Genomic DNA, 16272 nt, shown 5'->3' with positions numbered 1-16272 from the left:
TTGTTTTGTGAAAATAGAAGTAGTACATCGTATCCTTTAAATAGAATCCTTGTTTTCAATTACTTTTGAAAAAGGAGATGATACTATCACTTTCTTTATACTATTTGTTTTTCTAATGTTGATTCTTTCTATAAACAACGTACCAGCTCTTCCCCAATTCCATTCTTCACAATTTTTAATAGCGATTACTCTAACTCTCAGTTCACACAAGTTATTTAGCTTATTGACCGGTATAATAACTTGATTAGTTTCTCTCCAATGAGCAATATCCTCTTCTACCAGAATGTTGTTATTTAAAATGACTTGGTACTTTAATCTACCTTTATTTTTGGGGTTTTCAAAGTTATTCCTTATTTGAAGAACAATATCTTGGCCACTATTAGGATTTATAGGTAAATTTATGACCCCTTCTACGAAATCTCCTTTTTTAGGAGCACTCTTATCTATAAAAAAGTGAGCACTCTTTTCAGACTTCTTAAAATTATATGGAACAACTTCTTCAGGATTAATTTGATTACCACTCTGTATAACCATATTGTCTAGTTTCAACCCATAGCGCTCTTTGGCTAAATCCACTTTATCTAATAAAGTCTTATCATTATTGATATCCCAAAAGCGTAGTAGTGGCCAATTCTTTTCAATAAGACTTAAAAATAGCTCACCATTACGTCTCAGTGCAATGGGTAATGATAACATTAATTGTAATAGACGATGTGAGTTCATAAATATATGGGTATCATGTGATACATCACTTTGGATTAATATTTGTGAGTGCCATGTTCCCATTCTTTTTTCCCAATAGATTAAATCAAACGGGTCATAATTCAACTGGTTATTCACATTGTAAATTTGATCATGTCTTCTCATTAACTCAATTACATTATCATCTTTAAGTGCTTTAGGACTGTAAGATTGAACTAGATTTTCAATTGATGCTTCATTGTGTGAAAACTTATGTTTTGTTCTAACAACAGGCCTTCCAATCTCATATAAAGTGGAGCGAATATGTAGATAATTATCTGTTCCAAACAGATTTAAATAATTTTTAGCTAGATTTGCACTATGATTTAAGAATGTATTTTCTTTAAGGATAGACTTAAATTCCGAAAACCCATCAGATTTTTCATCTTTACGATCAATAGGTATGAATGTATGATTTAAGCTTAGATTTTTTGATATATCTCTAACTACTTTCTGATCCAAGTTTAATATGCTACTACCCTGGTAGGTTGGGTCAGAGCTATCTGTAAAATAGTATGTGAAGAATTTAGTCTTGTCTAAATAATCTTTCATAAAAGAAAGAGAAGTTCTACTATCCATACCTGCAGATAGTGAAAAGATAAAGTTATTGTTTTTCGATAGTACACTTAATTGATTGTTTGTATTTTCGATAATTTCATCTAATTTTTGTTCGAAATTATCATAATTAATTGACTCTCTTGGAAAATATCTTTGGATTTTTCTGTTTGGCCAACTCATTGAATGGTTAGGAATTAAGTAATGAACATTATTGTATAATGTGTAATGTCCAGGTAAGTGACTTGTGTAAGCTCCTAACCACTGAGGGTTAATCATAGGATCAAAGCTCTCGTTAGTTACATCCTTTAATAATTTAGCATGGGAAGCGATTATAGTTTTCTCAGGATGATAAAAGATGCTTTTGGTTGCAGTAGCATCGGAAACAATTAATGTGTTCTTTTCATTTCCTAAGACAAAAACAAATCTACCAACGAGGTTTTCATGGAAGGAATAAAAGTTATCCTCCGAATATTGGTATCCTTTGATGGCTTTACGTAGAATAATATCTAAATTATCCGTTTTGTCTATTGGATCTATGGCATGGCCGATTAGAATTCCCCATGATTTATCCTCTTCAAAGTACGACCATTTAGTGCTGGGGTTTAAATAAAAATGGTAATAATTATTATTAAAGTATTCCCAATTATTATCTCCAGGGATATTTACTTGTTTATCACTAATAACATATCCGCGTATATATTTTAAGTGTTCAAAGCTCATTGTTGTGCCTCCAATTATGTAACATTTACGAACATATTCCATATGTTCTAGCTTAATTCATCATTATATATTGTATCATGTAACAGTGAACTATGCATTAGAATACAAAGTCTATCATTTATGTAGTTTAATTCGGAAATAGTGTAATGCCATACGACAAAAGTCGGCATTGTTTTTACATAGAATTAGATATATAATAATCTATGATTCTATAAGATGTACTAGTAGTAAGGGAGGAACCAAATGCAACAAAAAAAATATTTCTTTAGTTTCATTGCCTTAATAATGTTATTGACTCAAGTTATTCAACCATCGATTTCCTTTGCTCAAGTTGTCGACAATCAAGAAGATGTTTACAACATTTATAAGGCAACAGAAGAAATTGCTGTTGATGAGACAATTACTATTTTACAGGGTACTGAATTCTTTGGAGTGCAACATGGAGAATCTATTAAACTACAATTCAAAGATTCTACGGTCAGTATTCCAATTAATTTAGTAGAATTAAGTGAGAATGAAATAGAATTTGCAGAACAACTTAGTAATGACAATAGTCTAATCCTAGAGAAGGATAGTAATCTTTACCAAGATAATGCAGCTAAAGTGAAAATTGTGGAGGAAACAACTTACCCAACCTACCAGAATGAAGATGGGCAAGATGTGCTTCTTCTAGGAAATGTTGAATTCTATCTAAAAGAAGTAGTAAAAGATATTGAAACTGCAAATGAAGAGACAGTAATTGATGAAACTGCAAATGAAGAGACAGTAATTGATGAAACTGCAAATGAAGAGACAGTAATTGATGAAACCGCAAATGAGGAAGCTGAATTTGAGGTTACTGATCAACAGTCTGAGTCTTCAGAAACATCTATTATTAATGAAGAGTCTTCTTCTAAAACAGAAAATAATCTTCAGCTCAGCGAACAGAACACTTTAAAAGCTCGTGCTAATATTGCTGTAGTTTCAGAAAAAAATCCATGGGAAAATGTAACTTCAAACTATTTTAAGGTTGTTACTGACGAGTTAGTTGTTTATGATAATCGTGGTGGCCCATTACAACCAGTTGGTAAATTAATTAATGGTCAAGTTTATCCAATTGTTAGTGACTATGGAAACTGGCATCGTATTCAATTCGGTAATATTTATGGGTATGTTAAGAAGGATGGTACATTACCAAACGATGGTAGTAGTTTGAAGAATGAAAATGATGGATTTAAGCACTCCGATAGAACGTTTAAAGCCAATCAGGATGTTACGGTTTTTGACAACACTTCAGGTAGCCTAGTTCCTTATGGGATTATTGATAAAGGAACAAACTTTCCGATTGCTACAGATTTTGGTAATTGGTGGCGAATAGTTTATGCTGATCGTGTAGGATATGTAAGAAAAAGTGAAGTTGAAACTCAATTTACGGAAGCAGATAGGTTTTTCAGAGCAGACACTAATACCGTTGTTTATGATAACCGTGGAAGTGGACCATTAAAGCCAGTTGGGCAATTAGTGAAAGGTCAAATCTATCCTCGTGTAAGTGATTATGGTAATTGGCACAAAATCCAGTTTGGGGACTTCTATGGTTTTGTAAGTAAAAAAGAAACCTCTATCGCAACTGGTGATAATTTAAAAAATATAAATAAAAATTATTCCAATCAAAAACGAAAATTTATCGTGAACGAAGATCTACCAGTTTACGATAATACTTCAGGTAAGTTGGTACAGTTTGGTACAATTAATGCTGGACAAATTTTCCCTGTTGCTTCAGATTCCACTAATTGGTGGAGGATTATTTATTCTGACCGTGTAGGATATATTCGCAAATCTGATGTACAAACTCTGACAGTTGATACAGACAAATACTTTGAAGCTCTAGAGAATTTACCGATATATGATAACCGTAGTGGATCGTTAAAAAAGGTCGGTGAGCTAGTAAAAGGACAAGCTTATCCAATCGAATCAAACTATGGTAATTGGTGGAAGGTAAACTTTGGAAGTATATATGGTTATGTGAATAAAGCCGACACCGGGTATGCAACTAAAAAACAGATTCCTAACTTAAATACTAATTTTACTCATTCGAATAAAAGTTTCAAAGCAAATAATACCGTTACAGTATATGATAATACTACTGGAAAATTAATTCCTTTTGGACAATTAGAAAAGGGTACTATCTTTCCAATAGCGACAGACTTCGGAAACTGGTGGAGAATTATTTATCTTGACCGAGTTGGATATATCAAGAAATCTGAAGTTGATGCATACGGTATGAACTATACTAATTATAATATTTCTGTTAAGGATGCAGCTACAAAACAAATGGTTGTTAGCCCACAGACAGATATTTATAATGGTGCTGTTTATGTGCATTGGAAAGCATTCGATTCAATCAATCTCAATACTAAAAAAGCAGTATTGTCAAGTGGTTGGAATGTACGTTCCGGGCCAGGAACACAGTATCATAAACTTTATTTAACTAAAAGTAATATGAATGTTACTTTATATGACTCTGAGATATATCGGGATCGTAATGGTGACGCATGGAGAAGGATTACAAGGAATTCATTACCAACATGGATTAATGCGCCATATGAAGATGTTGTCTATTATATGAATCCAGATAATTTTATAAATGACGATATACAAAAGTTCCAGTTTCTTGATTTAAGTTACTATACTGGAGTTTCTGTAAATGAATTGAATGAATTATTATCTGGTAAAGGTGTCCTAGATGGCAAAGGTGAAATGTTTGCTAAGGCTGCAAAAAGTGCTGGTATCAATGAAATCTATCTTGTTTCTCATGCATTGTTAGAGTCAGGCAATGGAACATCAACCTTGGCTAAAGGGGTAAAAGTAAATGGTAAAACTGTTTACAACTTCTTTGGAATTAATGCTTTTGACTCTTGCCCAATTGAATGTGGTTCGAAGAAGGCTTATGATGAAGGTTGGTTCACTATGGAAGATGCTATTATTGGTGGAGCACAATTTGCTAAGAATGATTATATCTATTCTGGTCAGAACACATTATATAAAATGCGCTGGAACCCAGCTCCTCTAGTAAATGGACTTCCAACACACCAATATGCAACTGATATTGGCTGGGCTAAAAAGCAAGTCTACTATTATACTAGATTCTATTCTAAAGGTAACTATAGCTTATTCTTTGATATTCCAAATTATAAGTAATAAAAAAGCACTTATACACTTATTGGGTGGTAAGTGCTTTTTCTATTGATCATAAAGCATATTAATCTACTTAAAATATTTCTTATTTTAAATAGAACAAATTAATAGTATAATAGTCCTAGGAGGGAGCAACATGACTTACAAGAAGAAATTATATTTTATTCCATTATTTTTTGTGCTTATTTTTTTAGTGCCTAGTATTATTACTGCTGAAGAAGAATTGGTAATAAACAATAACTATCAGTCCACTAATTATGGTAACTATTTTAAAGTTATTAATAATGAGGCAATTGTATATGATAATAGTAGAGGAAAACTCATTCAGATTGGTAGTTTAGTGAAGGGCGAAAGCTACCCAATCGTAAGTGATTATGGAAATTGGCATAGAATAAATTTTGGTTCAAAGTATGGGTATGTACATAAGAAGAATACAGTAGAAGGAAATAAAAGCTCAATACAAAATCAAAATAAACTGTATGAAAACTTAGATGTAATGGTGAAGGTGGATACTGATAAACTAGCGGTATTTGATAACTCATCTGGTAAATTACTTCCTTTTGCTTATCTTGTAGGAGGAAAAAAGTATAAGATTGTATCTGATTATGGGAACTGGTATAGAGTTTTATTTGCTAACCGTATTGGTTACATAAAAAAATCTGAAGTAACTCTGATACCTCCTGAAATTAGTGACTATTTCGAGGTAGTAAGTGATGATGTTCCAGTTTATGATAACCGTACAGGAAAACTGATTAAGATGGGGATATTAAAAAAAGGAGAAGTCTATAAGCGAGTTAGTGACTATGGAAATTGGCATCGCATTCAATTTGGTGATTCTTTCGGTTATGTAAAGAAATCTTTAACTAAATATTCTTACGGTAATTCTATTAAGAATTTAAATAAGAACTATAAGAATAGTACTGAAAAATTTATGGTAAATGTAAAGACGGATGTTTTTGATAATAGTGACGGAGGACTAAATGCCTTTGCAACACTAGAGGCTGGGTCAGTTTATCCAATTGTATCAGATTATGGAAATTGGTATCGAATATTAGTATCTGACCGGATTGGTTTTGTTAAAAAGCAATATTTAAAAGGTTATTTTTCAAAGAATAGCAAGTATTTTGAAGTGATGGAAAGTGGATTAATTGTCTACGATAACCGTAACGGATCTCTTAAAAAAATTGGGGAATTAGAGAAAGGACAAGTTTATGAGCGGGTACGTGACTATGGAAACTGGCATCAAATTCAGTTCGGTGACCATTATGGCTATGTTCATAAGACTGGTACGCTCCCAAGTTTTAAAAATCAAATTCCTAATCTCAATTCCAAATATCAAACTAGTGAGTTAAACTTTACTAGTGTAGTTGATACACCAGTCTATGATAATTCAACAGGTAAATTAATACCTTTTGCTACTATTCAAAAAGGAACTTCACATGCAATTGCAACTGACTATGGCAATTGGTATCGAATTTTAATTGCCAATCGAGTAGGTTATGTGCGAAAAAGTGATGTTAAAGTTTCCTTTACAAAGAATATTAGATATTTTAAGGTAACAGAAGATAACCTACCTATTTATGACAATCGTAGTGGTTCTTTGATAAAAGTAGGTAAACTAAAAAAAGGCCAAGTTTATGAGAGAGTAAGTGATTATGGAAATTGGCATCAAATACAATTTGGTAACTATTATGGTTATGTTAATAAATCAAGTACAGAGCCTTTTCTTTCAGGGAAATATAATAATAAAATTACTCGAAAAAGTGTAGTAAGTATACTCACTCCTAAAGCAGATATTATTGTCTATGATAATACGGGAGGAGTTCTTGTTCCATTCGCTACAATTGGAAAGGGTAAAGAGTATCCAGTTGTACGAAATTTTGGGAATTGGTATGAGGTTAATATTGCTGGAAGATATGGCTATGTAAAAAAGTCACATGTCGATGTTAAGACGATTGCAAAAAACATAGTCAATCCAAGACAGGTCTATTCCTATGAAGAGATGGAAAGTGATATCTTCGCGTTAGCTAAAAATTATCCTGGATTAATTTCATGGAAAACTATAGGTAAATCAGTAAATGGTAGAAATCTTTATGCTATTAAGTTAGGTACTGGAAAGACAGAAGTATATTTTAATGCATCAACACATGCAAGAGAATGGTTAACAACGAACCTTCTAATGGAAATGATAGATGTATACAGTCAGGCATATGTCAAAAACCAAAACTATGAAGGATATAATGTTAAACAAATACTTGATAATACTTCTATTTGGTTTGTGCCAATGGTCAATCCGGATGGTGTTACGTTAGTGCAGGAAGGACCGTATCGTTTCTCAAATCCTGTAGAACTTATCCGTTTAAATAATGGTAGTACTAATTTTCGCTCTTGGAAAGCAAATATCCGTGGTATTGATCTGAATAGGCAATATCCGCAGGAATGGAGCACTATAACAAATAATCCAGGTAAGCCTGGACCATTTAACTTTAAAGGATATAAACCTTTAACAGAACCTGAGGCAGTCGCTTTAATGAATTTTTCAAGAGCACATAACTTTAAAACAGAAGTTGCATATCATTCATCTGGAGAATTGATATACTTTGGTGATGATGTATTTACACCAGGTAGCTATATGTATAATCTAAGTAAGAAAGTTGCAAATATGGTAAGTGCGAAGACGGGGTATAGACTCATGTATACTAGAGGTATTCCTGGTGGAGGAACATATACTGATTTTGTACAACATGAAATGAATAGAGTTGCTTTAACACCAGAGATATCACCTTATGTGGGGAATAAACCAATACCAGTATCTAGCTTTGATTCCATTTGGAAAAAGAATAATACAGTTGGTTTAATGATAGCTAAAGAGGCTTACACTAGGTAACTCTAGCAATTATTTTAAAATAAGTTGAAAAACACCAGTTGCTGCTATTGGCAACTGGTGTTTTTCAAAAATTATACATAATGTTTTCTGTGTACTTCAGTGTTATAATATATAGTGTTTGTTCAATAATCTAAGTAAATATGTAGGTGAAGTCATGGTATTTAGTAATCTAGTATTTCTTTTTGCGTTCTTACCTATTGTGTTGGTGTTATATATTGTAGTTCGCAATGAATTAAAAAACTATATTTTGCTATTAGCTAGTTTGGTTTTCTATGCATGGGGAGAGCCAAGGTTTGTATTACTTATGCTATTTTCCATATTAATAAATTATATTTTTGGTTTGTTAATAGACAAATATAGGCATATTTTAACTTTAAAGAAGATGTTTCTTTGGATAGCTATCTTTGGTAATGTCTTGATTTTAGCTATCTTTAAATATGCACAGTTCTTTGTTGAAAATATAAATAGCTTATTAGACTTATCTATTCATATGGAACCTATTCCTTTACCAATAGGTATTTCATTTTTTACATTCCAGGCTATGAGCTATATTATTGATGTTTATCGAAAAGATGCTGGAGTGCAAAAGAATTTATCTTCACTAGCTTTATATATTTCATTATTTCCGCAACTTGTTGCAGGTCCTATTGTTCGCTACAATACAGTCGCTGAACAGATTAAGAAACGCTTTGTAAATTTGGATAAGTTTTCTGACGGGGTTAAGCGATTCATAATAGGTTTAGCTAAAAAGGTTATAATAGCAAACAGTTTTGGTGAAGTAGCTGATACTATTTTCAGTACCACACCTGATAGTTTAAGTGTGACAACAGCTTGGGTTGGTATAGCTGCTTATTCCTTGCAAATTTATTTTGACTTCTCAGGATATAGCGATATGGCTATCGGGCTAGGGAAAATGTTTGGTTTTGATTTCCTAGAAAACTTTAACTATCCGTATATTTCCAAATCCGTATCTGAGTTCTGGAGGAGATGGCATATATCTCTTAGTTCTTGGTTCAAGGATTATATTTATATTCCACTTGGTGGAAGTAGAAAAGGATTGCCTAGAACAGTAATCAACCTGTTAATTGTCTGGACTATAACAGGGTTCTGGCATGGTGCAAGCTGGACATTTATGGCTTGGGGTTTTTACTTCGGTGTATTAATTGTTCTGGAAAGACTTTGGCTAGGTAAATTACTATCAAAGTTATACAGCCCAATTCAGCATTTGTATTTAATCGTCATTGTGATGATTGGATGGGTATTCTTTAGAGCAGATAACTTTTCCTATTCATTTGAATATATTCAAACTATGTTCGGAATAAATCAAACAAAACTAATTGATGGTCAAGCAATAATTTTCTTGAATGATTATTGGATAACTTTTATAATTGCCATTGTTTTCTCTATGCCTATTATTCCATGGTTGAAAACTAAGGTGAAAACTATTAGCTTTTATGAGAAACAAATCGTTCCTGTACAATCTGTGATTATGCCAATTATTTACATGTTGATAATGGGATTTTGTATGATTCTATTAGTTAATTCAACCTATAATCCCTTTATATATTTTAGATTCTAACTTGGAGATGTTAGTATATGAACCGTTTTGGTAATATTTTATTATCTAGTCTATTTGTTATGTTTATTATGATTTTTGGAGTATATATGTTCAGTACGAATGACCATGATATTTCAAAAACTGAAAATAGAAAGTTGGCTCAAAAACCAGAGTTAACAATAGAAAAATTGAAAGATGGTTCCTATATGGAGGAATTTGAAGGTTATTTTACTGATCAATTTCCTGGTAGAGATCGATGGCTGAAAAGTTATATTGATTATCAACGTCTGACAAATAAAACTTATATTTTTGATTACTTTATAACGAAAGAAAACTGGATATATCCTAAGCCTGATTACGATATCTATTCAGCTGAAATAGAAGAATCAACAGATAGATTGAATCTATTTGCAGACTTCTTGAAGGACAAGGACATTGAATTGTATTATTTTTCTGTACCACATCGAACGACTGTTATGTCTTTTTTGCTACCGGATTATATTAAGCCAGGCAATTATTTGCAAAATATAAATGTATTTATGAGTAATTTATATACTGATGAGAATTTTGTAACTGTCGATTTGACAAATGAATTTACTAAAACTTTTTCAGAAGAAGAGCTTTCGGAAATGTATTTTAGAACTGATCATCACTGGAACTTAAATGGAGCATTTCAAGGATATAAGAGAATAGTAGATACCCTAAATGTACATTCTGATCATTTTATCGATACAGAAGTTAGAATAGAGGATTACCAGAAGATATGCAGTGATTCTTCAGTCGAGTTTGATGGTAGTTATAATAAGCAAGTCTACAGAGTGGTAGATGAAAGTGAAGAATTAAAATGTTACTATAAATCTAAAGAGGTTGATTATGATAAATACACCATATACTTGAATGGTCAGGAGAGAGAACCCTCACAGGTTTACGGACAAGGAATAAGAAAAGAAAGTAGTATAGTAAATTATAGTGACCTTTTTACTTATAACTATAGTGAACTAAAGATTATCAATGAGAGAAATAAAAAGCTTGATAATAAAATACTAATTATAAAGGACTCTTATGCAAACCCACTTGTATATCAACTTGCTGAGCACTTTTATGAAACAACTATTTATGACCCTAGATACAATGAAGATCAGATTATTCAGGAGTATATTGAAGAAATGGACTTTGATATAGTCGCTTTTGTATATAACAGCACCCATTTATATGGAAAAAATTATAAATTTGATACCTATCCAGTATCTGATGCACAAGAACAGGAACTAAAATAATAGTAAGTCACCTTTTAGCTAATTAGGAGATTCAACAAAAAAAAGCAACTTATAAGTTACTTCCACACTTATAAGTTGCTTTTCAATTTAGAATGTTATTCTGTCAAATAGGAATGAAAACTTATCGTTACCATTTTTAATAAAAGCTTGAACTTGGTATGAGCCGGATTCTTTTATGGTATACGTTATACTGTTACTATTGGAATACATAAACTTCTCTATGAGTTTGTCATTATGGTAAATATACCAAGCAAATTCAGGGTTTATATTACTTTCATAACAATTGATATTAGCAGCAAATTCACTATCAGACAATTTCTCAATTTTAATGTCACTTACTTGGCATTCAATTAATTCCATAACTCTAGAGGAATTAATTTTGTCTATTTTGTTATTGCTTAATTTGAAGATGGTGTAAAAGGACATTAGCCTTTTGTTAATAGTATCTTCGTTATAGTATTGTTGAATTAAGTTAATTCCTAACTCACTTAATTCCAGTCTTAATGGTTTATTGTCTAATATGGTTTCTAAATCTTTCTCTATAGAACCTTCATCATAACTTTTTATTTTGTCTCCAATTCCACCAAAATTACTATAAACACCCTTAAGCCAATTATCATGATTTATGAGCCCAACATAACCCTTACTTCCGATAGCGATTACAGGCTTTCCACAACTCAATCCTTCTAAAGCAGATCTCCCGGGTGCAATAACGATATTACTCTCGCTATATTCCTGATAAAGTTGGATATCATTCTTCCAACCCACAAAGTCTACATAGTTCTCATCTGAAATAAGGCTTGATATCTTGTCTTTCATTGTATCCTTTTCAGTACCATCTCCGACAATTTTCCACTTTACATTTGTCCCATATTTATTGTAGGTAAATTCAAGAGCTCTATAAAATACATCTATAATAAATTGTTTATCTTTATCTAATCTCGATACAAAGGCAATTTTAACTTCTTCACCATTACTTTTTTCTTCTTGGTTATTATTTTGATACTTTCTTAAAGGGGGCTCAAATAACTTAACATCAACACCATTTGGGATTACAGCAAATTTATATTTATCTTTTGTTTTCGTTTTATCAAAAATATAATCCTTAATACCTTCTGAAACAGTAAACACCATTGAAACTTTGTCTAAGTAAAGTGGTAAGTCATCGGTATATCTTCCATGTATAGTGAGAAACAGTGGTCTGTTGAGAAGCCTTGAAATAGCCAAACTTATTTTACGAGCTTTGAATGGGTGTGTGTGAATTATGTCGATAGGATTATCATTATGTAGTCTTACAATTTTTAACAAAGTTTCCTTATAGCTAGTTATATCAAAGTCTGTTTCTATGACTCTAATATCATTCTCAATTAGTTTCTTTGAAAAAACCCCGTTTTTGCATAGTACGGTTACTTCATGATTATTATTTTTTAAATATAATGCAGTTGAGAATACATTTAAATGTAAGCCACCCATATCAGCATTAAAATAAACTGGAATAAGAATATGCATAGTATCCCCCTTGGTTAGTTTGTTAGTTATTATTTACCTTTTTTCTGGTAAATTAAACATCCTTGGAAAATGAATTAATACGTCTCACTTCCAAGGATGGTTAAAAGTATATTAATATGTTCCAATTCCTAAATGGTGTTGTAGTTCTTTTTGTACTTCTGATAATGATAACTCATCCACAATCTGATAACTAACACCATTAATCATTTCTCCATTAGTTTCCAATACCAATTTATCAATATTGCTAGTTCGGAAGCTAGAATAGTTCTTGAAGAAAGATAACCCTTCCGTTACTTTCATATTAGTTTCCACATTACTACCAACTTCTTCGGCTAAATCATCAATTTTAGTGATTGTTCCAACAGATAAAGCCTTTTTAAGTATGGCTTCTACTACCTGTTGCTGGCGTTCGTTTCTTCCAATGTCACCACGTGGATCTTCTAATCTCATACGAGCATAGGCTAAAGCATATCTACCATCTAGGTCCATTTCACCTTCATAGAATTGAAGTTTTTCTGCGATACGGTCATCACTATTTTGTTTAAAGTTAAATGGTACATCAACTGTAATGCCGCCTAAGATATCTACAATATTTTTAAAGGTTTCAAAGTTAACCGAAGCATAGTAATCAATTGGAATATCTAAAAAGTTCTCCACAGTTTCTATGGTCATTTCTTTTCCGCCAAATACGTGAGCATGTGTAATTTTATCTTGTGTGCCTTTGCCTGCAATCTCAACCAAAGTGTCACGAGGAATACTTAGTAACTTTAACTTCTCATCTTCAGGATTAAATGTAGCAACCATCAAAGTATCGGTACGCCCATTTTGTCCACCTGAAGAGTAGTCCTCTACGCCCATTAGTAGTATGGAAACCGGATCTTTACTGATCGATACAGCTTCTTCCCGCTTATCCGACTTTTCTCTTCCACCAAGATCATTATATGAACTGCTCGCTGCTTGATAAGTTTGTAATGCTATATAAGTTCCAAATCCTAGTAAACTAAAAAATATGATTAAAAAAACTACGAAGGAAGTACGAAGTCGTCTTTTTCGTTTGACTTTTTTTCTTTCCACTCTTCGTTCAGAACGTCCCATAAGGTTAACTCCTTTAAAATATGAATCTATATGTCTAGTATATGACTAAATACTTAATCATACAATCAACATTTAGCATACCATACTAAAAGGACGTTTACTATATAATTTTGATTACAATCCTAAGGTTTTTTGTAAAAAAATATCAAGAAATAAATCATATATTATCTCATCATGTCGGATAATAGGCAAATTAATCGACTTTATTTGAAGTGAAAAACTTGTGTATTACACGTTAGAAAACAATGAATTCTCTATAGAAAACGCATAATACACAAATCTTTAAAGGGACTTTAATGCTTATTGCATAATTCCTAAATGTAAGCGAAGTTCTTCACTTACAAGTTCCTTGCTTTCTTCATCTACTTCATAATACCAAAGTCCATCTTCAAAATAGCCTCCATGACCATCAAGATTTAGAGTTGTTATAGTAGGTTGTTTAGTCAAGCTATAGGTTGCGAAAGACTTCATATCGTCGAAGGTTAAATTGGTTTTCATATTGTTTCCAATAGCTTCCATTACACTACCTATTTTGAATACAGATGGAGCGGAGGTAGCTTTGTTAATTAATGCTTTAATAATCTCCTGCTGTCGCTTTCCACGGGAAACATCATTATCATATTTACGTGTTCTAGCGAGAGCTAAGGCTTGTTCACCATTTAGTTTTTGATAACCAGGCATTAAATGAATTGCATCTTTATTGTCATGCGAATCTGGCTCGTACATCTCGTAAGGAACATCGAAGTGAATTCCATCTAAAGAATCGACTACTTCTATAAAAGCTTCAAAGTTGAACCTTATGTAATAATCTACGGGGGTATTTAGGAAATGCTCAATTGTTTCAATTGTTGCCTTTGGACCGCCATAAAAATGTGCATGATTAATTTTTGTGTTGTATCCTAACTCTGGAACATAGACATAGGAATCCCGTGGAATACTTAACAGCTTAACACTATTCTTATCTCTGTTAAAGGTAGCTAACATTAATGCATCAGAACGACTCTGCTCATTAAAATTACGATCTTCACTATCATCGATACCTATAATTAAAATAGAAACATTATCCTCGACCAGGTTAACTGTATTATTGCGTAAGGACGACCTTTCATTTTCTCTTTCAACTTCCTTATAGGAATCGTTTGCCGTATCTTGCGCTTTATTATATATATAGAATGCATAGAGTCCAATGGTGATAACCATTAAGGAAAGAATAGTTAGAATAGATACTTTGATTATTCTTCTTTTATTTTTATTTGCGTGATTTCTTGTTGTTTTTTTCTCAAAAGACATCCAATTTCCCCTTTGAAAATTGTAGAGTAAACTATTGTTTTTTGAAAACTATAGAAATAATGGGTACCTTTCATTATTACCTTTATACAGAGAATTAATTCTATATCGGAGGATATACGTTACAATCACTTTTATTCATTAAAAAAGTATAAAGTTATTATGATAAAGGCAAGAAAAGTTTTCTTTTCCTGAAAGGATGTTATTATTGTGATATAATGTCGAATAATGTGGTATTTAAATGTTATACATAAGGAATCTTATATAAAAAATGGAATATTTTTAGGAGGTAGCACATATGAAGAAGCCAATTAAGGTAATGACAATCTTTGGCACAAGACCAGAAGCAATTAAAATGGCCCCTCTAGTCTTAGAGCTACAAAAGCGAACAGAAGAATTTGAATCAATTGTAACAGTTACAGCACAGCATAGAGAGATGCTGGACCAAGTTCTAGAAATCTTTAAAATAACGCCTGACTATGATTTAAATATCATGAAAAAACAACAGTCCCTTGCACAAATTGCGACTAGAGCTCTAGAAGGCCTAGATGAAGTGATGAAAAAAACACAACCGGATATAGTATTAGTCCATGGTGATACATCTACTACTTTTGCTGCTTCTCTGGCTGCATTTTATAACCAAATTGCAATTGGACATGTTGAGGCTGGTCTACGTACTTGGAATAAGTATTCTCCGTATCCAGAAGAAATGAACCGCCAATTAACTGGGGTTATGGCAGACTTACACTTCTCACCAACTGAAAAGTCGAAACAAAACCTTTTAAACGAAAACAAACCAGAAGACCGTATTTATGTAACAGGTAACACGGCTATTGATGCTTTAAAAACCACAATTGACGAGTCTTATTCCAATTCAATTCTAGATGATCTTGGAGATAAGCGATTGGTTCTAATGACTGCGCATCGCCGTGAAAACCTTGGGGAGAATATGAACCAAATGTTCCGTGCTATTCGACGATTGGTTGAAGAGCATGCTGACATTCAAGTAGTTTATCCAGTTCATTTAAATCCAGTAGTACAACAAACTGCTAAAGAAATTCTTGGTGATAATGACCGAGTTAAGTTAATCGAACCACTTGGTGTAGTGGACTTCCATAACTTTGCTTCTAAAGCACATCTAATTCTAACAGATTCAGGTGGCGTTCAAGAAGAAGCACCATCACTAGGAGTGCCGGTATTAGTCTTACGGGATACAACGGAAAGACCAGAAGGAATTGAAGCAGGTACCTTAAAATTAGCTGGAACAGATGAAGATACAATCTTCAACTTAGCTAACGAACTTTTATCTAATGAAGAAGCGCATAAAAAAATGGCAACTGCTTCTAATCCATATGGTGATGGTAAGGCATCTGAAAGAATTGCAGATGCAATCCTAGATTACTTCTCAAAATAATTAACAATAAAAAAGCTTTCTAGACTCATTGAAGTTCTAGAAAGCTTTTCTT

9 protein-coding genes are annotated in these 16272 nt (G+C 32.4%); 5 read left to right on the top strand and 4 right to left on the bottom strand.

The window, feature by feature from the left end:
* Positions 1–36 precede the first annotated feature (36 nt).
* Entirely contained in the window at positions 37–2019 is a 1983-nt protein-coding gene (locus BN999_RS14870; RefSeq protein WP_096272593.1) for a hypothetical protein, read from the bottom strand.
* 243 nt (positions 2020–2262) lie between these two features.
* Between BN999_RS14870 and BN999_RS14865 the strand changes: the two genes are divergently transcribed.
* From BN999_RS14865 to BN999_RS14850, 4 genes are all read left to right on the top strand, one after another.
* Positions 2263–5196: an N-acetylglucosaminidase gene (locus tag BN999_RS14865; RefSeq protein ID WP_096272592.1), complete on the top strand. Its 2934-nt coding sequence runs from the start codon at positions 2263–2265 to the stop codon at positions 5194–5196.
* Positions 5197–5329: 133 nt separating this feature from the next.
* On the top strand, positions 5330–8080 hold the full coding sequence (locus tag BN999_RS14860; RefSeq protein ID WP_096272591.1) for a M14 family zinc carboxypeptidase: 2751 nt from the start codon (positions 5330–5332) through the stop codon (positions 8078–8080).
* 154 nt (positions 8081–8234) lie between these two features.
* Positions 8235–9659: an MBOAT family O-acyltransferase gene (locus BN999_RS14855; protein ID WP_096272590.1), complete on the top strand. Its 1425-nt coding sequence runs from the start codon at positions 8235–8237 to the stop codon at positions 9657–9659.
* A 17-nt stretch (positions 9660–9676) separates the two neighbouring features.
* Positions 9677–10915, top strand: coding sequence for an alginate O-acetyltransferase AlgX-related protein (locus BN999_RS14850; RefSeq protein ID WP_096272589.1), 1239 nt, complete (start codon positions 9677–9679; stop codon positions 10913–10915).
* 87 nt (positions 10916–11002) lie between these two features.
* Here the strand turns inward: BN999_RS14850 and BN999_RS14845 are convergent, their stop codons facing one another.
* From BN999_RS14845 to BN999_RS14835, 3 genes are all read right to left on the bottom strand, one after another.
* On the bottom strand, positions 11003–12424 hold the full coding sequence (locus tag BN999_RS14845; RefSeq protein WP_096272588.1) for a glycosyltransferase family 4 protein: 1422 nt from the start codon (positions 12422–12424) through the stop codon (positions 11003–11005).
* 111 nt (positions 12425–12535) lie between these two features.
* Positions 12536–13519, bottom strand: coding sequence for an LCP family protein (locus BN999_RS14840; protein WP_096272587.1), 984 nt, complete (start codon positions 13517–13519; stop codon positions 12536–12538).
* Between the two features lie 300 nt (positions 13520–13819).
* Positions 13820–14809 carry an LCP family protein gene (locus tag BN999_RS14835; protein WP_096272586.1) on the bottom strand — a complete coding sequence of 330 codons (990 nt, stop codon included), beginning with the start codon at positions 14807–14809 and terminating at the stop codon, positions 13820–13822.
* Positions 14810–15104: 295 nt separating this feature from the next.
* Between BN999_RS14835 and wecB the strand changes: the two genes are divergently transcribed.
* Complete coding sequence (gene wecB, locus BN999_RS14830) at positions 15105–16220, top strand: non-hydrolyzing UDP-N-acetylglucosamine 2-epimerase (protein WP_096272585.1); 1116 nt, start codon at positions 15105–15107, stop codon at positions 16218–16220.
* The last annotated feature ends 52 nt before the right edge of the window (positions 16221–16272 follow it).

This window comes from Paucisalibacillus globulus (genome assembly GCF_900184735.1).
Classification (GTDB): Bacteria; Bacillota; Bacilli; order Bacillales; family Amphibacillaceae; genus Ornithinibacillus; species Ornithinibacillus globulus_B.
The sequence above is the reverse complement of the archived record's forward strand: the minus strand, read 5'-3'. Positions and strand labels throughout refer to the sequence as shown.